Here is a 23,307-nt window from a genome sequence, read left to right as displayed (position 1 = left end):
GCCGCCCGCGCAGGAGCCTGGTGCTTACGCTGTTGCGTCGGTGGTGCCCACACCCTCGGCGTCGGCCTCGGCGGGGAGGTTGGCAAGGATGTGCCGGTGGATCACGGTGACCGGCGTGCCGTCACCCGGGTCGTCAGGTGCGCCGGGCAGCACGACGGTGGCGGTGTCGCCGGTGCGGACCATGGGCAGCGCGGTGCGGCACAGTGCCGCCACACCAACCTTCGTGCCGTGCCACGGGCAGGTGAGCCGGCGCCCGTCGAGCGTGCGGCGGCCGAGGCTGAGCGGGCCGCCCCGGTGCGGGCAACGATCGTGCACCAGCCGGGCCCGCCCGCCGTCGTGGAACAGGAAATACCGTTCGTCCCCGCACAGCACCGTGTTGTGCCGCCGCAGGTCGATGGTCACGATGCCGATGGGGTCACCGCCGGGGTGTCGGGGTCGGCGGCGCGGACCGAGTAGGCGCAGGCGGATCCGGCGGCCCGCACCCCGTAGAGCCGGCCGGCGGGGACCAGCATCGCCTCGCCGCGCGCCATCGGCGCCGATGCCGCCGTCGGGCCCGTGATCAGCTCGGCGGCGCCGTCCTCGACGACCACGAGCACCGCCCGGTCGTGGCTGCGGGTGCCGAACGGGCTCCCGGCCGCCAGCTCGACGCGGCGGGCGGCCTCCGCCGGCTGGATTCCGGAGCCGGTGACCCGGTAGGTGTCCAGGTCGTCCGCCCAGCGGATCTGCGCCGCGGTGTCCTGCTCGAACCAGCCGCCGAGCAGCCGGGCCTCCGCGATGCCGCGCACCAGCTCCGGGATGACGCCGGCGCCGTGCCGCTCGGCCAGGGCCAGGAGGATCTCGTCCCGCGTGATCCGGCCGTGATGCGCGTCGATGTGTGCGTGTTCCTCGCAGTAGTGCAGGTCGACGTCGTCGCCGAAGACGCCGCGGTACGTCTCGATCATCTTGACGAAACTCGGCGCGAAGACCCGCTCGGCATAGCTCACGGCGCCGATGTAGCGGAAGAAACTCGCGTGGTCACGGGAGACGAAGTAGTAGTAGTTGTTCGTGGCGAGGGGACCGGCGAGATAGAAGTTCCAGTATGCGTGGACGTGTGTCTGCAATGCCCGGCTCCGCAGCATCTTGCGGAAGATCGTCGTGTGCTTCGCCTCGTGCACTCCGTAGCCGAACTCGTCGATGAAGACCTTGAACAACGCCGACTGTTCGGGGCCGAACGCGCCGCCGAGGTTCCTCGACATCGCCGACGCCTCGGTGAGCCCGTCCAGGGCCAGTTGCACCAGATACGTGTCGGCGGCCACCGCCGGCCGGCGGGCCGCCGCGATCGTCGTCAGTGACTCGACCTCTCCCGCATCGGCCTCCCCGGCGGCGTGCTCGAAGTACGTGGCCAGGTCCTCGACGCTCCACGCCCCGGTCACGTCGATCTCGTCGTCGAGCAGGGCGAACGCGAAGTGCTCCAGGTCCGACAGCGACGCCTCGCGCAGCCGGCGCAGCCCGTCGCCGTAGAAATGGTCGAAGTCGCCGCGCAACGCGCCCAAGCCCTGCTCCGGCAGCAGCACAGTGTCGGCCTCGTAGAACGTGCCGAGCAGCCGGTGCGCCACCAGCGCGCGGTGGCCGGTCGCCTCGGCGGCGCTCAGCGGGCGGGTGAAGTCGACCTCGGCGACCGCGTCCGGCACCAGCATCCGCCGGTACGGATTCGGTGGGTGCAGCACTGTCGGCCCGCCGGTGAAAAGGTAGTCGTGTGTGAATGCGGCGACTCTTCCGCCGAGATCATCGGTCGGTCCGGCACGAACAATGTCCGCATCGATCGCCATATGCACCCAACTTCCCCGTCGAAGTTGCTTCAAGGTCGAGCACGAGGAGTCTACATATTTATCTTGCGCGCTGGGATCCAGAAGCTGGACCTTGCTGGAAACCCGTCGGACGGCCTCCGGCGATCGCTTGGGCAAGTTCGGTGAACGCGGCGGCGACCCGCGTTGCCGGCGGGGCGTCGACGGCGACCTCGTAGTGTCCGCGTCGAAGGTTCTGCATGAAGGCATGTCCGGTGATGATCACCTGTGCGGTCTTGTCCGTGCCTCGACGCCACGTTCGACCAGTAGCTCCTCAACGTCGCGGTAGGACAGATTGAACCGCAGGTACCAGCGCACCGCGACGACGATCACCTCGGGCGGGAACCGGAAGCCGGCGAACGCCGACTTCGGCGGCAGCCACGTGCGCGGACGGATCGATGACTTCACTGCTCGAGTCTGCCTCGATCTTGCCAACGCTCAACGCACGGAGCCTTCTCGCGGCCAGCGACCATGTACCGACCGGCATCATGGTGTTCAAACTCGCGACCGCCTGGTGCCCCTACCCGCGACCGAAGCCACCCGCCGTCGTCGCGGCTCGTCAGGGTGTGGCTTCGTCGCGGATGGCACCTCACGACCGCGTAGCGTCGATGCCCGAACCCAAGGCGCACCATGCGGTAGATGTCCGCAGACCGACGAAACCCCGGCCGGACTGGTCGGGGGCGAGTCCCCCTCTCCGGATGATGGATCGACAGTGGTACTACAGCACGTCCCGACGTGCGTCGAGGGCATCGGCGGCGCGCCTGTCGTGCCTCCTGGAGTCAGACGGGTTCGTAGACGAGGTGGAGCACGCCGGTGTCGAAGGTAGTGGACCGGATCAGGTTCAACGGCCGGTGCTTGCCGCCGTTGTCGAACAGGCGCGCGCCGTGACCCACCACCAGCGGGTGTACGAGCAGCTCCAACTCGTCGAGCAGATCGTGGTCAAGCAGCGAACGCACCAGGGTGGCGCTGCCGCTGACGGTGATGTGTCCGTCGGAGGCACTCGCGACTGTCGCGAGCTGCCCGATGTCGCGGATCAGGGTCGAGTTCTGCCACTCGACGGTGTTCAAGGTGGTGGAAACGACCAGCTTCGGCAGGCTGTTGAGCCGTTTCGCGAACAGCACATCGTTGCCCTGATGAGGCCAGTGACCGGCGAACACCTCGTAGGTCGCACGCCCGAGCAGCAGCGTGTCCGCCTGGTGCAGTTGCGCGGCGACCGCTGACTCCATGGCGGTGTCGTAGTAGGGAAAGTGCCATTGCTCGGGCGACTCGACGACGCCGTCCACGGACATGAAGCACTGAGCGACGATCTTGGCCAAGACAGCTCCTTGGAGATGATGGGTGCGGATGGTGCCGATGCCCGCGACAGCGGCGTCGGCGGGCGGGCGCCGATGCTCCGTAGACCGGCGCCCGCCCGGACGGCTACGCGCCGAAGAACTCGGCGAGTGTGGGTGCGATGGCGGCCGCGTCCACGTTGTGGGGCTGGCCGGGCAAGGTGCGGCGGTGCGCGTCCGGAAGGGCTGCCGCGAGGGCCTCGGCGGTGCTGCTGAGCCACGGCGTGGTGCCACCGTCGATGACGAGGGTCGGCATCGTGACGGCGGCCAACTCGCCGATCGGCAGGGAGAAGTCGCCGGTGACGGTCGCGTCGTAGACGAGTGTGTGTGCGGTCTTCTCCATCGCCGGCCAGAACGGCGACTGCCGCATCGGGGCGACGAATTCGACAGGAAGGTTGACGGCCTTGACGAAGAACAGCTCAAGCATGTCGCCGCGGCGTCCCTCGGACAACAGCTCGATCAGCTGCTCGCGGTAGTCGGCGGGCACGGCCGGGCGGCTGTCGTCGACGATGTAGGGGGCCTCCCACACGGCCAGTCTGGTGATGGCGAGGCCGTGTGCGGCCGCCCTCAGGGCCAGGATCCCGCCGCCGGAAGTGCCGTAGACGTGTGCGGATCCGCCGGCCGCGACGATGACCGCGCCCAGGTCCTCGTACTCGCGGACAGCGGCGTACGGAGCCGTGTCCGCGCTGTCACCACGGCCACGCCGATCGTAGTTGTAGACGGTGAAGAACGGTGCGAGCGCATCGACCACCGATGCGTTGCTCGATCGGTCGGTCGGGCCGCCGCCGACCAGGATGACCGCCGGCCCCGCACCGGCCCGGTCGTACGCGATGGCGGTGCCGTCGCGGGAGATCACGGTGTTCAAGGTGAGTCGCCTCCTCAGCAAGTTGTCGGACTCGGCGAGCAGCATCCGCCGACGACGGGCGTCCCGGCATCCGTGCAACCACGGACCCGACCACGGAGTCCCTCACGGAGAAGGCACCGGACAAGATCCGTGACGACAGCGACGGCGGGATGGCGATGATCGGAACCAACGAGATCTCGAAGCGCGAAGCCGAGGTTCTCGACGCGTTGGCCGCACGGATGTCGAACGCTGAGATCGCGGACAAGCTCTACATCTCGGTCCGCACCGTGGAAAGCCACGTGTCGTCGTTACTGCGGAAGTTCGGGGTCACCGACCGCAGAGCGCTCGCCGACTGCGCCATTCCGTCGGAGGCCGGCGCGCCGCCGGTCGGCCGGATCGTGGGTCTGCCGGCGGCCTGGACGACGTTCATCGGTCGGGACCGCGAGCACGACGCCGTCATCGCGGCCCTGGCCAGCACCCGACTGGTGACACTGCTGGGACCGGGCGGCGTCGGCAAGACCCGACTCGCGGTGGTGCTGGCCGATGCCTCCGCGTCGATGTTTCCCAACGGTGGCGCGTTCGTCGATCTGGTCCCGGTGCGTGACGCCTTCGTGGCCCAAGCCGTGGCGTCGGTGCTCGGCGTGGCGGAGAGCCCGCAACGCCAGCTGGAGGAGGCCATCGCCGACCGTCTGAGTGCGAGCCGGTCGATGTTGATCCTGGACAACTGTGAGCACGTCCTCGACGCGGCGGCCGGGTTCGTCGAACGACTGCTGGCCGCCTGTCCCGGCGTACGGGTGCTGGTGACCAGCCGAGCCCGTCTCGGCCTGCCGGGCGAACGGCTGGTCGTCGTGGAGCCGCTGCCGCTGGCCTCCGACGCGGAAGCACTGTTCCGTGACCGCGCGACCGCAGCGGATCCGGAGTTCACCGCCGACCCGGATGTGATCACCGACCTCTGCGCCCGGCTCGACGGCATGCCGTTGGCGATCGAGCTGGCCGCGGCCCGGGTCGCTTCGCTGGGTACACACGGTCTGCTGGCCGCTCTTGACGACGCACTCCGCCTGCTGGTCGGCGGTCGCCGGCAGGATGTGCGGCACCGTTCACTGCGCACGGTCATCAGGTGGAGCTACGACCTCCTCGACGAGGAGGAGCGCACGGTGTTTCGCCACCTCGCCGTGTTCGTCGGCAGCTTCGACCTGGACGCCGTGCTGGCGGTGACCCACCTCGGTGACCGGGCCGCCGTCGCCGACGTGCTCGGCCGTCTGGTCGACAAGAGCCTGGTCGTCCACCGACGGACCACGGGCGGGTGGCGGCTGTTCGAAACCGTCCGGGCCTTCGCCCTCGACCGGCTGAAGGCGGACGACGACCGCACCGCCGTTCAGGACCGGTACCTGTGTTGGGCCGCGACGTGCGCGGCAGCGTTGGAGGCCCGGCTCGACGGCCCGTGGCACGAGGCGTTCGACGCGGTCGTCGACGACCTCCGGGCGGCACTCACGAACGCCGCGCCCGGACCGGGCCGGGTGCCTCACCAGCTGGCACGCTCGCTGGGCCACCTCACCTTCGCCCGGCGCTTCCTGAAAGAATCGCTCGGCCATTTCCAGCAGGCGGCGTCCCGCGCCATCGAGCCGGCGGTCGCGGCACACGATCTGCATACCGCGGCGGACTGTGCTCATGCGAGCAACATGTCCGGGCTCCACGTTTATGAACTGCTGCTGTCCGCCGCGCGAGAGGCGCGGGCCGCAGGCGACGGTAACGCTCAGGCAAACGCCCTGTCCCACGCTGCGGAACTGGCCTGCCGGTTCCCAGCCAGGTTTCCTGTCGAGATCCCGCACGAGCGGCTGCGTCGGTTGGTTGACGAGGCCGTCGCGGTGGGCGATTCCACCGACACTGTCGTCGCGGCACGCCTGGCCGTCGCTGCGGCGTGGACCGCCAACCCCGCCAAGTACGACCCGGATCCGGTGCTGTCCGAGGCCGCATTGCTCGCCGCACGCGACACCGCTGATCCCGTCCTTGTCAGCGCCGCCATCGATGCGGCGGGCGTGGCGGCGATGAGGCAGGGCCGGCTGCGGGAGGCGCACCGTCTGACCCGGCAGCGATTCGACCTGGCTTCCGCCATGCGGCGCGACGATCCACGCTCGGCTCCCGAGATCATGGACATCTTCGGGGCAGCCGTGGCCGACGCCATCATGACCGGGGACCTGCCCGCCGCAATCTCCGTCGCCCGACATGCCTTGACGGACGAACTGCTCGGCGACCAGTCACAGATAGCGGCGAGTCGGATGATCCCCGGCCTGGTCCTCTCCGGTGACGTCGACCAGGCGCTGCGATACTCGGTCCTGTTGTGGGACGACTGGACGCAGGCCGGCCGTCCCCACGCGGGGTGGATGTGGCCGGCGGTGTGGGCGATCGCGCTCGCTCACGGCCTTCGCCGGGACGCCGGCAAGCACGCCCTGTGGCGTGCCCGGGTGGCGGAGGTCGCCGGGGCCGCGAACGTCGGCACCGGCCGGCTCTCGCCGATCGCCGCCTTCATCGACGCACGGCTCGCCATCCAGACCGGCAACCTGGCCGGCGCCGCCACCCTGGTCGAGAACGCCATGGCCGGCGCGCCGGTCGGGCTGAGCCGCTACGAGACGTACGCTCACGCCACCGGCGCTGAACTCGCTGTCGTCGCCGGGCTGCCCGACGCCGCGACGTGGCTGACCGCCGCCGCCCCGGCCGCGGCGGAGAACGACTGGGCGGCCGCCTGCCTCGCACGCGCCACCGGCCGGCTGCACCGCGACAAGTCCGCTCTCGCCGTCGCGGTCGAGGGCTGGGAGCGCATCGGCGCACGGTTCGAACGGGCCTGCACCCTCCTGCTCCTGCCCGAGCGTGCCGACGAGGGCCGCACCGAACTGTCCGCGCTGAACCTCCCGGCGCCAGGCTGAGACCGGATGCGGGCGGGTTCGACGCATGCCGGCGAGGACGTTACCGAGACCGGCGTGCAAGCTGAGCACGCGCTACCTCCGGCCGTACACCAACGACGACGTCATCGGGTGCGAGCTCGGCGGTGCGCGGCGGGATCTTCACGACGTCGATGCCTTCGGCTGCGAACACGGCGTCGAAGGAGGCGGTGAACTTGGCGTCGCGGTCGCGGATCAGGAACCGGAACCGTGGCACACGGTCTGCGAGGTTCAGCACCAGGTTGCGGGCCTGCTGGGTGGTCCACGCCGCGGTCGGGTGGGTGGTGACACCGAGGATGTGCACCAGCCGGGTCGCAACCTCCAGGACGAACAACACATACAACCGCCGCAGCGCGATAGTGTCGATGTGGAAGAAGTCGGTCGCCGGCAGCCCGGACGCCTGGGCCCGCAGGAATGTCCGCCAACTGGTGTCGAGCTCACGCGGGGCAGGTCCGACCCTCGATCGGGCGCGTGGCTGACATGGGTGCGGGCGGTGGCCGGACTGAGGAATAGCGCGGCGCCGATCTCGTCGTTGCTCAGCCCCTGTCCGACCAGGGCCATGACTTCACGCTCGCGTTGCGTCAGCACCGCCAGCCGCTCCCCCCGGCCTGGGTGGCGATCCGTTGTGTGGCGAACTGAGCGATGAGGCGCCGGGTGATCCGCGGCGCGAGCAACGCCTCTCCAGCGGCGACCACCCGGATGGCATGCAGCAGCTCGGCCGGTCCGGCGTCTTTGAGCCGGAAGCCGCTTGCACCGGCCTCCAGCGCCTCGAAGACGTACGCATCAGTGTCGTAGGTGGTCAGGATCAGGACCCGGACCTGCTCGAGGCCCCGCGTCCTGGCGATCTGGCCGTGGCCTGGATCCCGTCCAGCTCCGGCATGCGGATGTCCATGAGGACGACATCGGGCCGGGTGGCCCGGGCCCGCTCCACGGCTTCGGCACCGTTGGCGGCCCCGCCTACCACCATGATGTCGTCTTCGATCTCGAGCAGCCCCTTGAACCCGACCGCACCAGAACCTGATCGTCGGCGAGCAGCACCCTGATCGGAGCACCGCCGGCCGACGACGCGGCCGCCGCGCTCACGAGTGCACCGTTCCGGCCGGAGCCAGCGGCAGCCGCGCCTTGACTTCGAACCCGCCGCACGACCGCGGCCCGGCGGTCAGCTCCCCGCCCAGGAGTCCACAGCGTTCGCGCATTCCGACGATCCCACGGCCCGGCTCGGCCAACCCGCCGGTGACGATGCCGGCGCGGTGTCCAGCCGGTGCGTCGGGACGCGTGGCGTCCCGACGCACCGCGGCATCCCAGCCGCCCTCATCGGCCACGCGGACCTCAAGGACATCAGTTCCGTAGTCGAGTGCCACCGTCACCCGGGTCGGGCCGACGTGGCGGATCACGTTGGTGATCGACTCTTGCAAGATCCGGTACGCTGTGTTGTCCACCGCGCTCGGCAATGGCGCCACCGACGAGCTCACCTCGAGCTTGATGTCGAGTCCGGCCTCGCGCGCCACCGTGGTGAGCTCGTTGATCTGCCCCAGGCCAGGGTGCGGCACTCGCCCGTTGTCCGAGTCACGAAGCACCCCAAGGATCGCCCGCATCTCGTGCAACGCCTGGGCGCTCGTCTGTTCGATGGCCACCAGCGCGTCGCGCGCCCGTTCCGGCCGCTTGTCCAGCACGTACGCCGTGACGCCGGCCTGCACATTGATGATCGCGATGGCGTGGGCGACGGTGTCATGCACCTCACGCGCGATCCGGAGCCGCTCGGCGTCGACGCGTGCCCGCGCTTCCTCCTCCCGGGTCCGTTCAGCCTGTAGGGCACGCTCCTGGGCTTCGGCTGCGATGACCCGCCGAGACCGGGCCGACTCGCCCAGGGCAGCGGCCATGACCGACGCCGCGATCCGGAAGAACACCCATCCGATGGCGGCCGCCGGCTCGATGCCGGCCGCGGCGATGAGCCAGCCGGTGGTCAGCACGGTGATACCCACGCCTGCGATCACCAGCGACCTGCGCCCGTCGCCGTAAGCGGTCAGCGTGTACAGGGCGACGAAGAGTGCGATCCATCCGGGCCCGTCCGGGAAACCGATGGTGTAGTACGCCAGGCTGGCGAGCGCGGTCGTGCTGAACACCGACGCCGGCCACCGGCGGCGCGCGACCAGCACCAGGCCGCTCACGGCCAGCAGCACGTACCCCAGGTTGCCAAGGTCGGTGAGCGGCCGTGACGCCCCCTCCGGGGGTTTCGCGGCGTTGCCCTGAACCTGCATCACGGCGACGACAAGTCCGAGCAGGACGTCCTGTGCCAGGACAGGCAGGCGGAACGGCACCGCTCGGCGTTTCATATCGCGATGATAGTGGCCGCGCGCGGGTGACCGGCTACGACGACGGACGCGACCGGGTATGGCCCAGCTACGCAAATCTGCGTAGGCACTGCCGTCCGCTGCCCGAGGACACACCCCGGTCGCCGACGCGACGATCGCTGCCGTGACGCAACCAACGACAGCTTCCATGACCGACGCGGTGTCCATAAGCGACAATCGCCAACGCTCACCCGACGTACCGCGGCCGGGGCCGCTGGGCAGACTCGGCGGCCTGGCCTTTCGTCGGCGGGGAAGGGTGCTGATCGCCTGGGCCGTGGGCCTCGTCATCGCCTTCGGGCTGTCGGCGGCTTTCGGGGGCGAGACCGCTAACGGCTCCTCCACGCCGGGATCGGATTCCGAGCGGGCACAGCGCCTGCTGGGAGAGCGGTTCCCGGCCCAGTCCGGCGACACGGTGCGGGTGGTGGTCCGTGCGGACGACGTCACCAGCGCCGAGGTGCAACGTGGCGTCGGCGCGCTGCTCGGTGAGCTGGGACGCCTGCCGCACGTAGCGTCGGTTGAGGATCCATACTCCGCCAAAGGCTCCATCGCGCCGGACGGCCGGACGCTCGCCGCACGCGTCTATCTCGATGTCACCAACCCCAACGACATGCCGGTCGAAGACACCCATCGGCTGCTGGCCGCCGCGGACGCGGCCGAACGCGACGGGTTGGAGATCGCGCTCGGTGGACGGGCCGTGCAACTCGCCGAGGCGACCCAGTCGGGATCCGAGCTGATCGGGCTGCTCGCGGCCGCGGTGATCCTGCTCATCATGTTCGGGTCGGTGGTGGCGGCCGGGCTGCCACTGGCCATGGCGATCGGCGCCCTGGCGGTCAGTTCCAGCCTGGTCGGCATCATGGCGGCCGTGGTGGACGTGCCCGACTTCGCACCCATCATCGGCATGACGCTGGGCATCGCCCTGGGCATCGACTACGCGCTGCTGCTGGTGACCCGGTTCCGCGAGTGGCGGGCGATGGGCCTCGACCCCGAAGCGGCGACCGTGGCAACGCTCGACACCGCCGGCCGGGCGGTGCTCGTGGCCGGTGGCACGGTCATGGTGAGCATGTCGGGACTGTTCGCGGTGGGTCTGTCCATCATGAACGGCACCGCGGTGGTCACCATGGTGGCGACCCTGGTCGTGATGGTCGCCGCCATCACGCTCTTTCCCGCGCTGCTGGGCTACCTGGGGCGGCGGATCGACCGGCTCCGGATACCGCTGGGGCGGCGTCGGGCCACCCAGATCTCCGCCGACGGCCACCTGGTGCCCGCGGCCAGCTGGACACGGTGGAGCCAGCTGGTGCGGCGGCACAGCGTACTCGCCACCGTGGCGAGCGTCGCTCTGCTGCTGGCGCTGGCCGCGCCGTTCCTCGGCGTGCACTTCGGTCTTCCCGACGCGGGCAATGACCCCGAAGATACGTCGAATCGGCAGGCGTACGAGATGATGGCCGAGGGATTCGGCCCCGGCGAAAACGGGCCGTTGCTCGTCGTGTCGGAGGTGTCACCCGCCGACGGCAACGCGGCCCTCCAGCGGCTACAAGCCGAGCTCGGCCGCACGGCGGGAGTCGCGGCGGTGTCGCCGCCACGGCTCAATCCCGCCGGTGACACGGCGCTGATCACCGTCGTGCCCACCACCGGGCCGCAGGAGGCCGCCACCGAATACCTCGTCAAGACCCTGCGCGACGACGTGATCCCGGCCGCCACCAAGGGCACGAGGACAGAGGTACACGTCGGCGGCGCAACCGCGGCGACGATCGATGTCAACGTGTTGATCGCCAACCGGCTCGCGCTGCTCATCGGTGGCGTCGTCGTCGTGTCGATGCTCTTGTTGCTGGTGGCGTTCCGCAGCGTTGTCATCGCGGTCACGGCTGCCGTGATGAACCTGCTGTCGGTGGCGGCGGCGTACGGGGTGGTGGCCTACTTCCTCGAAGGCGGCTGGGCCGGCAGGCTGGTCGGCATCGACACCGCCACCCCGATGGCGGCGTTCGTCCCGGTCATCATGTTCGCGCTGTTGTTCGGCCTCTCCACGGACTACGAGGTCTTCCTGATCAGCCGGGTGCGCGAGTCGTGGGTGCGTACCCAGGACAACGGCCGGGCCATCGTCACCGGGCTGGCCAGCACCGGACGGGTGATCACGGCCGCCGCGGCCATCATGATCGTGGTCTTCGCGGCGATCGTCCCGAGTGACCAGGTCTTCATCAAGGTCTTCGGGCTGGGCATGGTCGCGGCGATCCTCGTCGACGCGACCATCATCCGGATGCTGCTCGTGCCGGCGGTGATGCACCTGCTCGGCCGCCACAACTGGTGGCTGCCCCGTGGCATGGACCGGCGCCTGCCCCAGCTGCACATCGAAGGACCGCCCGTCCCGTCCGCGCGCCCCCTCGATGACGCGGAGCCGGTCCCGGCCCGTTGATGCGCACGTCGTGATCCGACCAACCTGAAGGAGCATGCTTTGCGGAAACTCTTTGCCGGCCTTGCGATCCTGCTGGTGCTAGCCGTCGTAGCACAGTTCTACTTCGCCGCGAGCGGTGCATTCAGCACCGCGCCCAACGACGAGTCCTTCCGGCCTCACCGCGCGTTGGGGTACGTGATCTTCCTGTTGGCGGTCCTGCTGACCATCGTCGCCGCGCTGGCCCGGATGCCCGGCCGGCTCATCGGGATGGCCGGCCTGGCCGCTGGGCTGGTCGTTGTCCAGGTGGTGATCGCGGTGCTCGCCAGGGCGTTCAACGACACGGGCGACACCAGTACGACAGCGGGTCAACTCGTCTTCGGCCTGCATGCGATCAACGGTCTGGCCATCATGGCAGCGGCCGGGAACGTCGCCCGGCAGGCGCGAACGCTGTCGAGGTCCGCGGTGACCGATCGACCCGTCGGAGCGGGCGACGGCGCGGAGGTGTCCGGACCAGCAGCCCGACCAGCTCAGCCGGCGTCATGACAACGGGTCAACTGATCGTCGTGGACCATGTGGTCGCGCTGCTGAGCGTGGCCGCGTGGTCCGCGACCGGCGCCACCGCGGCCGCCCGGCGCGGCCGGCTCGCGCTCGGCCTCCTCGCGGCGGCGGTGCTCGTAACGCTTGCCCGGGTGACCACGGTGGCGCTGCTGGCCGGTCGGGGCTGGTGGTTCGTGCAGGAGAAGCTGCTGCTGAACCTGCCGATGCTCGGAGCCGCCGGGTTGGCCGCCGTCCTGATCGCCGGCCCGCGGCTGCTCGCGGCGCGGCGCGCGCCGGACGCCGGGATACCGGCAAGTGCCGTGGTCTTGCCGCTCACCGCCGGATACGGCGCCCTGGCCGGGCTCGCGGTGACCTTCCTGGCCGGCTACCCCCTGACCTGGAGCACCGCATTGATCGCCGGCTCCCTCGTCGGCGGGGGCGCCCTGCTGACCGCGCGCGTCGTAGCGGCACCGGTCGACACCACCGGCTACGCCGACATCGCGTCCGCACAGGCACCGCACGGAACGCCCGGGTTCTCGCGCCGCCGGTTCATCGGCCTGGCTGGCGGAGCGGTCGTGGCAGGCGCCGGCACCACCGGCGTCGGCCTGTTGTTCCTGCCAGCGGATTCCGCCGATACCGGAGGCGGTCCCGGATGGTCGTCCAGCTCCGGGCCCGGCGCGTCAGTGGCCGACCTGCGAGGGCCCGGCGCACCGGCACCGGGCGGCACGAGGCGGCAGTACCTCCTCACCGCGCAGACCGCCACCGTCCGGCTCCCGTCCGGACGCGAGATCAAGGCATGGACCTACAACGGGCAGCTACCTGGTCCGCCGATCACCGCCACCGAGGGCGATCTGATCGAGGTGACGCTGCGCAACACCGACATCGACGACGGTGTGACCCTGCACTGGCACGGCTACGACGTGCCGTGCGGTGAAGACGGCGCACCGGGCGTGACACAGCACGTGGTGGCACCCGGCGAGGCGTTCGTCTACCGGTTCCGCGCCGACCAGGTGGGAACCTACTGGTACCACACCCACCAGGCGTCACACCTTGGCGTGCGTCGCGGGCTGTACGGGACCCTCGTCGTGACACCACGCGGACAGCAGGCTTCCACAGGGCGGTTGGATCTGACGCTGCCCGTGCACACGTTCGACGGCATTGGCGTGATCGCCGATCAGGACGGGCGCACTGAACACACCGCGCCGGCCGGCACCGACGTGCGGTTGCGACTGATCAACACCGACTCAGTTCCACACCGATTCGCGCTCGCCGGAACGCCCTTCCGGGTGACGGCCGTCGACGGTCGGGATCTCAACCGCCCCGGCGAGGTCAGCGAGGCCGGACTGCGCCTCCCGGCGGGCGGACGGTACGACCTGGTCTTCGCCATGCCGGACACCCCGGTGGCGCTCGTGCTCGACAACGATCACGCCGGCGGCCTCCGGCTGCGTCCGGATGATCACGCCGGTGCCGTCGGTGAGGGCACGGCTGTCGAGGACACCTCCGGCTGGCCGGAGCTCGACCTGCTGCGCTACGGAACGCCGGCCGCCGTGCCGTTCGACGCCGACAGCCGCGCCGACCGGCACTTCACCATAGTGCTGGACCGTGGTGTGGCCATGGTCGACGGCCGGCCGGCGTACGGCCAGACGGTCAACGGCCGTGGTCACCCGTCGATCCCGGACCAACTCGTCGCCGAGGGCGATCTCGTTCGGTTCACCGTGGCCAACCGGAGCCTGGAAAGCCACCCTTGGCACCTGCACGGCCATCCGGTGCTGATCCTGTCCAGAAACGGTACGCCGTCATCCGGCAGTCCGTTGTGGGTGGACACATTCGATGTCCGCCCAGGGGAGGTATGGGAGGTGGCGTTCAGGGCCACGAATCCCGGGATCTGGATGAACCATTGCCACAACCTGCCCCACGCACATCAGGGAATGATGCTGCGGCTCTGCTACGACGGTGTCAGCACGCCATTCCAGGGCTCGCACACCGCCCGCGGGGGCCGAGGCCATGGCCACTGACCCGCCGTTGGCTGCTCGTCACCCGGCCCCGTGCACGGACGACCCCGACTCGGACCTGGTGGCGCAGGTGCACAACTACAGCCGCGCCGTCATCGAAGCGGAGCTGCGCAGGTTGGCCCGCAGGGCCCCTTCCTTGCGTCCCGACGACCTGGACATCATCGACGCGGCCCTGGACGAGCTCGCGGAGTCCTTGCTCCTTGCCCGGCTGCGCAGCATGCCACAGCACAGCGCACGGCTGAAGCGCCTCTTCGGCACCCCGAGGGAGGCCTCGTGATGCATTCCGACCGGTCCGCTGCTCCGGCCACCGAGTCGAGCACGGCCAAATCGCCGCTGAGATCATGGGTCGACCTGGCCGCCTGCCGCGAGGTAGATCCCGAAATCTTCTTTCCGATCAGTGCGACCAGCGCCGCTCTCGGTCAGGTACACGAAGCCCAGGCAATCTGTGCGCGGTGCCCGGTCGTCGCCGACTGCCTGCAATGGGCGCTGCGCACCGGGCAGGGCTACGGCATGTGGGGCGGAACCACCCCCAGAAGAACGGCGCGCCCTACGGACGATCGGACACCCGCCGCAGCTGAACCAGTCCGTTAATCCACATAGGACATTTCACAGAAGTCCGGATAGGCTCGGCCCGAGCGGTCGCCGTGCCGTAGAGCCGGGCCGGTTAGGCTCGGACTGGTCGAATCGCGGACCCCAAAGGGGGGACGATCCACGTCTACCGACCCACTGGGCGCTCGCAGTACGGAACGGCCAGGGTCGTCATGAGCACGTGACATAGATACGTCATCGAGGGGGCCGGACGACCGCAGCGGCCGGCGGACCCTGTCCACCCTGCGCCCTGGTTGCTCCCTCGGCGATGCCGGCCAAAACCGTTTCCAGCGTCCGCTCGAACTCAGCCTCACCACCGAACCCCGCTTGCAGGGGAGCCAGGGCGGCCAGGGTCGGATACACGGCCGGATCGAACGCCGGTTGGGCCGCGCCCGTTGCGGGGTCACCGGACACATCGGGATCCGCGCTCAAGATAGCGAGCAGATACCCGTTGAGGAATCCGAAGAGCGTCATAGGGGCGTCCGCGATCGTCTGGTCTGCGATCCCGGCGCGACGCATCGCCGCAGTCAGCCGTTCGAGCGCCTCAAGCGCCACCGCTGAGGTCTGCGCTCGGGTTGCCAACAACGGGAAGATACGGGGATGGCGTATTGCCATGTCCCGGTATCTGTAGGCCATGGCGCGTGCGATGTCCATCCAGTCGTCGGGCCACTGAGGGGTGGTGGCGGAGACCTCGGTCAGGACGGCTTCGGAAACGGCGTCCAGCAGCGCGGCCTTGCCCTTGATGTGGTTGTAGATCGACATCGGGTCGACGCCGAGTTCGGCTGCCAGGCGGCGCACCCCGAACGATTCCAGACCCTGGCGATCGACGAGGTCCGCCGCCGCAGCGGCAATCCGCTCGCGGCTCAGCCCGGCCGGTTTGCCCTGTGTGCGTTTCGCCACTCGTCGCCCTCGCGTCTTGTCCAACCTACACCGTAGATCTAGATTCTACACTGTAGGCAAAACCTACGACGTAGGTACCGAGCCTTGGCGCGTTGCTTCAGAAGACGGTCCGACTTGTGCGGATCGACGAGTGCGCCAAAGCAGCTCCGACTCACTGCCGACCGGACGACATACCGAAAGGCCGAGAAAGGAGCATGACGAGCCACTGTTACGACATCGCACTCACAATCCTGCGCCCGACCAGCCCGCCATCACGGTTGACAGTGGCGCGACCATCTGATTCCGCCAGTTGTGCACAGCACGTGCGATCCACTTTCCAAGGAGAAGTTCGATGACGAGGACCCGTCATGAGCAATCAGCCATCGGCACAATGTACGCGGGCCTCGGGCTCACCGTCGTCGCAATGATCGTCCCGTACATCGCGCGCAGCAGCCTGGCCGACCACATCCGGGCCGGCTATCCGACCTACACGCAGGGACCCATCGACACCGCCGTCATGACCTATCTCATCTACCTGACAGTCCTCGGAGCACTCGGCATCATTTGTTGGTTTTGCGCCATCTGGGCAGTCAGGACGGGCAAGCGGTGGGCCCGCAGCGTCGCGACCCTGGTGTTCGCGCTCGGCGCAGGCATCGCGCTGTTCAACCTGCTCGTGAAGGACACCTCTGGGGACACGGGCCTGCCGCCATTGCTCGGTTGGGTTGGCGTACCGCCGTGCCTGGCAGGACTCCTGGTGGTCACATTGCTGTGGAGGACATCGCGACCGACATCGCAAGCGCGACAGAAAGCGTGACCTCACCCCCACCCGCAAACGGGAGTTGCCCCCTGGTCTTGGGCACTTGAACCTGGGTGTTGTTCGCGTTGGTCGCCAACCGGGCGGTTGCGCCGGCGTCGAAGCTGGCCGCGGCGGACTGGGCCAGCTGCGACGTCGCCGTCCCGGGACTGTCCATGATGGACGCCGATCAGGCGTATCGGGCGATGGACCTGCTCATCGACGCTGACGCGGGTGCTCACGCGGTCGTGCAGGAGACGGTGTTCTTCGCCGTGGCGAACCTGCTCGACCTGGAGGTCGACGTGTTGTTCTTCGACACCACCTCCACCTACTTCGAACTTGGCGACGAAGACGACACCAGCGGTGCGGACGGTGGCCGTGCGGCGGTGTCGACGCTGCGCCGCTTCGGCAAGAGCAAGGACCACCGCCCGGACCTGCCGCAGGTGGTCATCGGCCTGGCCGTCACCCGGGAGGGCATCCCGGTGCGGTGCTGGGTATGGCCGGGCAACACCACCGACGCGGCCGTGATCCCGCAGGTCAAGGACGACCTGCGCGGGTGGAAGCTCGGGCGGGTCGTCACCGTGGTCGACCGCGGGTTCTCCTCGGACGCGAACCTGGCCTACCTGGCCCGGGCCGGCGGCGGGTGGATCGCCGGGGAACGCATGCGGGACGGCAGCCCCGACGCGGCCGCGGCACTCGCCCGGCAGGGCCGCTACCAGGTCGTCCGTGACAACCTGCGGGTCAAGGAGGTCGCGGTGGACGCGACCCCGGGCAAGCGGTGGATCGTCTGTCACAACCCCGACGAGGCCGAACGCGACCGGTGCACCCGCGAGAAGCATCTGGCTCGCATCGAGGCTGAACTGGCCCGGATCGCCGAGGCTCGGACCAAGGCCCGGGCGAAGGCGGCCAAGGCCGGCAGGATCCCCGACGAGGAACCGCACCGCAAGGCCGAATGCGCCCTGCGGGATCATCCGACGCTGGGCCGCTACCTGCGTCAGCAGGCCAACGGCAGGCTGGTCGTCAACCGCGCGAAGGCCGTCGAGGAGGCCAAGCTGGATGGCAGGTATCTGCTGTCCACCAACGACCCCCACCTGTCCGCCGAGGACGTGGCGCTGGGCTACAAGAACCTCCTGGAGGCCGAACGCAGCTTCCGCGACATGAAGACGATCATCGAGCTTCGGCCCGTCTACCACCGCCTCGACCAGCGTATTCAGGCCCGCGTCCTGCTCTGCTGGCTGGCGCTGCTCCTCGTCCGGGTCGCCGAGCGGCGCACCGGGCAGACCTGGCAGCACATCAACACCCAGCTGTCCCGGGTCCACCAGATCCGGTTACAGGGACCAGACGGCCAGGTCCTTCAAACGACACCACTCAATGAAACACAGCAGGCATTGTTCACCGCCGTCGGCGTGTCCAAACCACCGCGAATCACCGCGATCCACCCCGCCTGACCAGGTCAACGCGTAGGCACACGACCACCCGGCCTCACCACGTCCATTTCCGCAGCCCAACCCCACGAATTACCATGATCCTCTGCCCACCAGTTGCGGAACGCGGGCTGTACCGCGCCAATATTTGTCGCGTGGTCTGTGACCTGGGTGTTCGCCGATCTGGTCTGGTCAGCTGCTCGTTGGTATTGGTTGATCACGCCGCCGAGGATTTGTCGTCGAACAGATTCGTCGATGGCGACGAGTACGCCTGGGTTGTGGTTGGGTGGGTGCTGGTCGAGGCTCTGGTGTGGACGGTGGTCGTTGAAGTGGCGTTCGTACTCGCCGACCACGGACCCAGCAGGCCGCCGCGCCGTCCAGGACGACAGGCGAGCTTCGGACAGCCCGGCAGCATTCAGCGATTGACCGCCACAAACTGGTGACGGGCCTGCGATCACTGCTTCGCAGCGAGACGCCGCCACCGGGCGCTCGTCCGCCACATTCAGCGAAGCGCGACGAGGCCGCCGTGATCGTCGGCCGGCAGGTCGGCGCCGGCGACTGCGACGACCTCCAGGTGCTGCAGGTCGACACGGCCTGAAACGACGGTCATGAACGCGGTGTCGGCGGCGTCGCGGCCGGTGGCGATGCGGACGAGGGATTGGCGGGGGGCCAACCGGGTGGCGTCCCACACCTGCCAACAGCCGTCGATCTCGGTCTCGACCACGGCATGGAAGTCCATCGGCGACAGGCCCGGGGCGTACACAGAGGCGATCCGCGCCGGCACGCCGGCGGCCCGGCACAACGCGGCCACGAGATGGGCGAAGTCGCGGCACACACCGCGCGCGTCCAGCAGCGTGTCCACCGCATCCGTGGCGGGCCCGCTGGTCCCGGCGGCGTAGGTGATCCGTCGCCAGACGTGGTCGCAGATCGCCTCGACACGCGCCCGGGCGGCGGGAATGTCGCCGAAGGTGGCCCGGGCGAAGCCGGCAAGGCGGTCGGACGGGCAGTAGCGGCTGGGGCGCAGCGCCTCCACCCGGGCCTCGGCCGTCACCGCGTCCGGGGTCACGGCGCCGGTGGTCACCGTCGCCTCGTAGCTGACAGTCCCGGTCCCGGGCTCGAGGTGGACCAGATGCTGGCGACCGCCGACCGGGCCGGCAAGTTCCTGCGTCGGCATGGGAACGCTGTTGCTGACCGCTTCGAGACGCTCGCTGACCACGGTGCCGGGCCGGCGGGCCGGCACCGCCTGGAGGACGACAATGGCCGGTGTGGCCACCTCCAGGACGAGCGAGCATCCGACCTGGTCCGCCGCTGAACTTGAGCTCATGGTCCTCTTTCTGGTCGTGGCTGGTCGCAACGGCGCCGCTCAGCTCGTGCAGTGGTGCGCACGTCCGTGACGGACTTCGCTGCGGCGCTGGTGCGTGCGGCGGGCGTGGGCGGCAGGAAGCAGGTGTGCGTCGTCGACCGACAATCCAATGGCCCCGAAGGTCGACCTGAAATGCTTCGACCAGGGCGGCGTCGTCGGAGGCGCCGATCTGCCATGAACACCGCCACACCGCAGGCGCCGCATCCTCACGACCGATCCCGGCCCGATGCCCGGGGCATGGGCGTCGGCTGACTGGCGGCTCTACCGTGCACCGCCGCCGAGCGGCTCGTGCGCGGCAGCGGCGGCCGCCGCGAGCACCGCCGGGGCGCGCAGCCGGTTGGCCGGGTCCGCGGCGGCCACCATCGCGCCGTGCGCGACGGCCTCAGGCGCGTCCGGCGGCACCACGAGCAGGTCGATCTGGTCGCCGCGGTCGGTGGTGGCGACGAGCACTTCGGGATCGACCGCGCTGAACCATCCGATGCGGATCTCGTGCCCGTCCACCCCGAGCCGGGGAAACCGGCGGTCCCAGGCGGCACTGGACAACATCAGCCGGCGGATGCGGCCGTAGCGCTCCTGCAACGCCACCACGAGTTCCGGAAGCTCGGCCGCGGCGTCGAGCGAGCGGGGCCACCAGCCTCCGTCCAGGATGGCCCGGGTGGCGCGCACCGCGGAGAGTGAGAGCCTCGGACCGGCGGAGGGCTGCGATGCGGGGAACGGCGCGGACGGCATGATGTACCTCTTTCGACGTGCATGGAAGTGACGTCCCGGCGCCGACGTTCGGGCGATTCAGGGTGCGTTTCGGACGTTGTCGAGGTGGCGCGGCACGCTCGGCGTCCGGGTCGGTGAGGCCGATGCACCCTGGCCCGCGTCCGCCGAAGGTCCCGGAACATCCGACCGAAGACCCACCGCCCCGCCAGAGCACCGAAACCCACGACGTCGGTGGACCACGAGCGCGACAAGACCAGCAAGGACCGACAGCAGACGCCCAAAGGTCAGCGATCAAGCTCAGTGTCGGACGCCCGCTTGGCCTTCTTGTCGGCCCGCTTCTCCTTCAGCGTCCTGCTTTCCTTCTTGCGGTCTTCCTTGTGTGCGGATCTGCTCGTCATGATGGCCTTCTCTCATTCGTCGAAGGTGGGAAACGAGCCCGGCCAGCGGCCGGGTCCCGATCGGTGGCCGGCGAGCACGGGACCGCTGGCGGCGTCCAGCCGCTGCCCGTGCTGCAACGCGGACAGCAGCGCAAGCGTCGACTCGGCGCCCTGGTTCTCGTTGCGGCCGGAGGCGGTCAGCCCGTCGCGGCCGCCGCCGGTCGAGGGGTCGTGCAGCGGCAGACCGTTGTCGTTGGCGCCGAGGAACCAGTCGACCGCCGACGCCAGGCCCCGCTCCCAGCGAGGGTCGGCGCTGACGGTCATCGCGCGGGCGCATGCGTCGGCCATCGCGGCGGCCTCGATCGGCTGCTGGTCGAAGGCCGGGGCCCTGTCGTGCGGGCCGGCACCGCCGACCGGTGTGCAGGACAGGTGGCCGTCGCGGGTCTCCCGATCCAGCAGCCAGGCGAGCATGCGCAGGCCGTCGGCCGACGCGTCACCACCGGCCGCGATCAGGGTCTCCGCCAGGGCCGCATTGGCGTAGGTGAGGTGGGGCTCCGGCCACGGCCAGACCGGATCCGTCGGCACGGCACCAATCGTGACCACCGCGTCGTGCAGCAGCCAACGGGCGGCGGAGTGATCCGGCCGGACACTGAGAATCTCGGCGGCGCCGAGCGCTGCGAACGCCATCGCCCGCGGCCAGCGGGTACGCCGGTGCGCGCCGTTCTCGAAGCACACCAGCGCCGTCTCGCGCATCGACGGCAGCGGGCTGCGGGCGGCCGCCGTGCCGAGGCCCCACAGCGCCCGGCCCCACCAGTCGCCGTCCGACGGCTCGTCCTGCCACCGCCCGTCCGCCCGTCGCCGGTTGCGGAACGCGCCGTCGGGCGCCTGCGCCTCGACGACGAACGCCAGGTACCGCTCGGCGAGGTGGAGCAGGTCCGGCGGCGGGTCCGGCTCGCGGCAGATGACCAGCAGGCCACGGGCGACGTCGTCGACGCAGTACCCGTGCGATGTCCTCGGCGTGCTGTGCTCGGCATGTTCGAACAGGCCAACGTCGTCACTGAGCCGGCGCAGGTGTGCGAACGACGGCCTCGGATGTCGGCGGATGCTCACGCCAGCACCGGTGCGGTGCGTGGACACCCCTCCGGGACGGTCACCGCGGACGGCCGGAACCCAGGGACGAAATCGGACATGACCCACCTTCCAATGGCGGGTGCGGCGCCGGCCGGCGAGCGCAGAAGCGAACACGGCGCTGGTCATTCGGTGCTGGCACCATGCGACGGCAACCTTGTTGTCGTCGCTCGGGCGTCGATCGATATGACGGATCAACTGACCCCACCGTACACGCCTGCCCGGCGAGCGCCACCCGACGCCGGCCGAGCACCGCACCGGCGCTCGTCGATCCGGTGCGCACGTCCATTGTGGACGGTCGAACGGGCGGGCGTGCTACGGTGGGCCCGTTGACCTGCCTCGACAAATGCTCCAGGTCAACGGCGACGGATCTGTCGCCATCATGGTGCACGCACCGAATGACCAGCGCCGGCTCAGCCTTCTGCGCTCGCCGGTCGGCGCCGCACCCGCCACGAAGGGTGGGCCTCACATGCACACGATGCACCGCAACCGCCGCTGCAGCAGTCCCCGGTCGGCAGGCCGTCGGCAATGACGATCTCCTACGGGTTCCTGAGCACGTACCCGCCGACCCAGTGCGGTCTGGCGACCTTCACGGCCTCCCTGCTGCGCGCACTCACCACATCCGCGCCGGGGGACCGCGCGGGCGTCGTGCGAGTGGTGGACTCGCCCACCTACCTGGACCGTCCCGAGGTGATCGCGCAGCTGGCGCTGCACTCCCAGGCAAGCGAGGAGCCGGCCGCCGCCGCGCTCGACCGGCACGACGTCGTGATCGTCCAGCACGAGTACGGGATCTACGGCGGAGCCGACGGCGTGGACCTGCTGCCCTTGCTGCGCCGGCTGCGGAGCCCCGTGATCGTGGTGCTGCACACCGTGCTGGGCCGGCCCAGCACGCACCAGAAGCTGGTGCTCGAACAGGTGGTCGCGCTGGCCGGCGCCGCGGTCGTGATGACCGAGGCGGCCCGGACGCTGCTGCTCGCGGAGTACGACGTGGCCCCGGACAAGATCACCGTCATCCCGCACGGTACGCCGGAGGGCCGGCCGCCGCGGCGGCTCGAACCGTCCGACCGGCCCGTGATCCTGACCTGGGGCCTGCTCGGCCCCGGCAAAGGCATCGAGTGGGCGATCTCCGGGCTGCGGGCGGTCCGCCACCTGGTGCCGCGGCCGCAGTACGTGATCGCCGGCCGGACGCATCCCAAGGTGCTCACCGAGCAGGGCGAAGCATACCGCCTGAAGCTGTACGCGAGGGTCCGCGCGCTCGGTCTCGCGGGTCTGGTCACGTTCGAGCGCGCCTACCTCGAACAGGACCGGCTCGACCGGCTCGTCGAACGCGCGGACGTCGTGCTGCTGCCCTACGACTCACCCGACCAGGCCACCTCGGGGGTGCTCGTCGAGGCGTTGGCGGCATACAAGCCCGTCATAGCCACCACCTTTCCGCACGCCGTGGAGACGCTCAGCAGCGGCGCCGGCGTGCTCGTGCCGCACCGGGACGGCCCGGCCATCGGCGCGGCCCTCAAGCGGGTGCTCACCGAGCCCGGCCTCGCCGCCGGCATGTACGGGGAGGCCAAGCGCATCGCCCGGCACAGCGGCTGGCCCGTTGTCGCCCAGCGCTACCGCAGCCTGGCGGCGATGCTGCTGAGCCGGATGCCGGTGCCCCTGTGACCGCGTCACGGGCACCGGCGATCGACCCCCGAGGGGACAAGCGAGCCGTCAGAGCTTGTCGGCGACGAGCGCTTCGGTGGTGAGGAAGAGCGCCGCGATCGAGGCGGCGTTCTGCAGGGCGGAGCGGGTGACCTTGGCCGGGTCGATGATGCCCTCGGCCAGGAGGTT

General features: G+C 69.9%; 20 protein-coding genes and 2 pseudogenes. 10 read left to right on the top strand and 12 right to left on the bottom strand.

The genetic code is table 11. The annotated features are described in order from the left end of the window. Window positions 1–24: 24 nt before the first annotated feature. The 5 genes and pseudogenes from AB0J72_RS45120 to AB0J72_RS45100 all read right to left on the bottom strand — a co-directional run bounded on the left by AB0J72_RS45120 (window position 25) and on the right by AB0J72_RS45100 (window position 4,010). Complete coding sequence (locus AB0J72_RS45120; protein ID WP_363411546.1) at window positions 25–402, bottom strand: Rieske 2Fe-2S domain-containing protein; 378 nt, start codon at window positions 400–402, stop codon at window positions 25–27. Continuing rightward, window positions 399–1,676: an iron-containing redox enzyme family protein gene (locus AB0J72_RS45115; RefSeq protein ID WP_363411544.1), complete on the bottom strand. Its 1,278-nt coding sequence runs from the start codon at window positions 1,674–1,676 to the stop codon at window positions 399–401. Before AB0J72_RS45115 ends, AB0J72_RS45120 begins: the two co-directional genes overlap by 4 nt. Window positions 1,677–2,069: 393 nt before the next feature. Next, window positions 2,070–2,201, bottom strand: a pseudogene (locus AB0J72_RS45110) (IS6 family transposase); the annotation flags it as partial. Window positions 2,202–2,602: 401 nt separating this feature from the next. Next, window positions 2,603–3,139: a dihydrofolate reductase family protein gene (locus tag AB0J72_RS45105; protein ID WP_363411542.1), complete on the bottom strand. Its 537-nt coding sequence runs from the start codon at window positions 3,137–3,139 to the stop codon at window positions 2,603–2,605. 103 nt (window positions 3,140–3,242) lie between these two features. Continuing rightward, a complete protein-coding gene (locus AB0J72_RS45100) occupies window positions 3,243–4,010 on the bottom strand; it encodes an alpha/beta hydrolase (protein WP_363411638.1) in 768 nt (255 codons plus the stop codon). Window positions 4,011–4,168: 158 nt separating this feature from the next. On the opposite strand from AB0J72_RS45100, the gene AB0J72_RS45095 reads away from it, so the two are divergent. Next, a complete protein-coding gene (locus AB0J72_RS45095; RefSeq protein WP_363411540.1) occupies window positions 4,169–6,919 on the top strand; it encodes a LuxR C-terminal-related transcriptional regulator in 2,751 nt (916 codons plus the stop codon). A 40-nt stretch (window positions 6,920–6,959) separates the two neighbouring features. On the opposite strand, the gene AB0J72_RS45090 is transcribed toward AB0J72_RS45095, so the two are convergent. The 3 genes and pseudogenes from AB0J72_RS45090 to AB0J72_RS45080 form a co-directional block, all read right to left on the bottom strand. Next, a complete protein-coding gene (locus AB0J72_RS45090) occupies window positions 6,960–7,271 on the bottom strand; it encodes a hypothetical protein (RefSeq protein ID WP_363411644.1) in 312 nt (103 codons plus the stop codon). A 137-nt stretch (window positions 7,272–7,408) separates the two neighbouring features. Then, window positions 7,409–7,978, bottom strand: a pseudogene (locus AB0J72_RS45085) (response regulator transcription factor); the annotation flags it as partial. A 35-nt stretch (window positions 7,979–8,013) separates the two neighbouring features. Then, on the bottom strand, window positions 8,014–9,267 hold the full coding sequence (locus AB0J72_RS45080) for a histidine kinase (RefSeq protein WP_363411538.1): 1,254 nt from the start codon (window positions 9,265–9,267) through the stop codon (window positions 8,014–8,016). A 166-nt stretch (window positions 9,268–9,433) separates the two neighbouring features. Between AB0J72_RS45080 and AB0J72_RS45075 the strand changes: the two genes are divergently transcribed. From AB0J72_RS45075 to AB0J72_RS45055, 5 genes are all read left to right on the top strand, one after another. Next, entirely contained in the window at window positions 9,434–11,692 is a 2,259-nt protein-coding gene (locus AB0J72_RS45075) for an MMPL family transporter (protein WP_363411536.1), read from the top strand. Between the two features lie 39 nt (window positions 11,693–11,731). Beyond that, entirely contained in the window at window positions 11,732–12,214 is a 483-nt protein-coding gene (locus tag AB0J72_RS45070) for a DUF6220 domain-containing protein (protein ID WP_363411534.1), read from the top strand. A 20-nt stretch (window positions 12,215–12,234) separates the two neighbouring features. Then, window positions 12,235–14,223 (top strand): multicopper oxidase family protein, encoded by a 1,989-nt coding sequence (locus AB0J72_RS45065; RefSeq protein WP_363411532.1) that lies wholly within the window; start codon window positions 12,235–12,237, stop codon window positions 14,221–14,223. Between the two features lie 7 nt (window positions 14,224–14,230). Next, the gene (locus tag AB0J72_RS45060) at window positions 14,231–14,497 is read left to right on the top strand and encodes a hypothetical protein (protein ID WP_363411530.1); all 267 of its coding nucleotides are present in this window, start codon (window positions 14,231–14,233) and stop codon (window positions 14,495–14,497) included. A 74-nt stretch (window positions 14,498–14,571) separates the two neighbouring features. Then, the gene (locus tag AB0J72_RS45055; RefSeq protein ID WP_363411636.1) at window positions 14,572–14,811 is read left to right on the top strand and encodes a WhiB family transcriptional regulator; all 240 of its coding nucleotides are present in this window, start codon (window positions 14,572–14,574) and stop codon (window positions 14,809–14,811) included. 192 nt (window positions 14,812–15,003) lie between these two features. Here the strand turns inward: AB0J72_RS45055 and AB0J72_RS45050 are convergent, their stop codons facing one another. Then, on the bottom strand, window positions 15,004–15,708 hold the full coding sequence (locus tag AB0J72_RS45050) for a TetR/AcrR family transcriptional regulator C-terminal domain-containing protein (protein ID WP_363411528.1): 705 nt from the start codon (window positions 15,706–15,708) through the stop codon (window positions 15,004–15,006). A gap of 331 nt (window positions 15,709–16,039) precedes the next feature. On the opposite strand from AB0J72_RS45050, the gene AB0J72_RS45045 reads away from it, so the two are divergent. The 3 genes from AB0J72_RS45045 to AB0J72_RS45035 all read left to right on the top strand — a co-directional run bounded on the left by AB0J72_RS45045 (window position 16,040) and on the right by AB0J72_RS45035 (window position 18,347). Continuing rightward, complete coding sequence (locus AB0J72_RS45045) at window positions 16,040–16,501, top strand: hypothetical protein (RefSeq protein WP_363411526.1); 462 nt, start codon at window positions 16,040–16,042, stop codon at window positions 16,499–16,501. 56 nt (window positions 16,502–16,557) lie between these two features. Further along, window positions 16,558–17,928, top strand: a complete 1,371-nt coding sequence (locus AB0J72_RS45040; protein WP_363411524.1) for an IS1634 family transposase — start codon at window positions 16,558–16,560, stop codon at window positions 17,926–17,928. A 131-nt stretch (window positions 17,929–18,059) separates the two neighbouring features. Further along, window positions 18,060–18,347: a hypothetical protein gene (locus AB0J72_RS45035; protein WP_363411522.1), complete on the top strand. Its 288-nt coding sequence runs from the start codon at window positions 18,060–18,062 to the stop codon at window positions 18,345–18,347. Between the two features lie 59 nt (window positions 18,348–18,406). Here AB0J72_RS45035 and AB0J72_RS45030 read toward each other — a convergent pair whose 3' ends face one another. The 3 genes from AB0J72_RS45030 to AB0J72_RS45020 all read right to left on the bottom strand — a co-directional run bounded on the left by AB0J72_RS45030 (window position 18,407) and on the right by AB0J72_RS45020 (window position 21,462). Beyond that, entirely contained in the window at window positions 18,407–19,228 is an 822-nt protein-coding gene (locus AB0J72_RS45030) for a transglutaminase family protein (protein WP_363411520.1), read from the bottom strand. Window positions 19,229–19,528: 300 nt separating this feature from the next. Next, window positions 19,529–19,996, bottom strand: coding sequence for a DUF5994 family protein (locus AB0J72_RS45025; RefSeq protein ID WP_363411518.1), 468 nt, complete (start codon window positions 19,994–19,996; stop codon window positions 19,529–19,531). A 389-nt stretch (window positions 19,997–20,385) separates the two neighbouring features. Next, window positions 20,386–21,462: a glycosyltransferase gene (locus tag AB0J72_RS45020; RefSeq protein WP_363411516.1), complete on the bottom strand. Its 1,077-nt coding sequence runs from the start codon at window positions 21,460–21,462 to the stop codon at window positions 20,386–20,388. Between the two features lie 546 nt (window positions 21,463–22,008). On the opposite strand from AB0J72_RS45020, the gene AB0J72_RS45015 reads away from it, so the two are divergent. After that, the gene (locus tag AB0J72_RS45015; protein WP_363411514.1) at window positions 22,009–23,139 is read left to right on the top strand and encodes a glycosyltransferase; all 1,131 of its coding nucleotides are present in this window, start codon (window positions 22,009–22,011) and stop codon (window positions 23,137–23,139) included. Window positions 23,140–23,307 lie beyond the last annotated feature (168 nt).

It is taken from the genome of Dactylosporangium sp. NPDC049742, assembly GCF_040674675.1.
Lineage (GTDB): Bacteria > Actinomycetota > Actinomycetes > Mycobacteriales > Micromonosporaceae > Dactylosporangium > Dactylosporangium maewongense.
The sequence above is the reverse complement of the archived record's forward strand: the minus strand, read 5'-3'. Positions and strand labels throughout refer to the sequence as shown.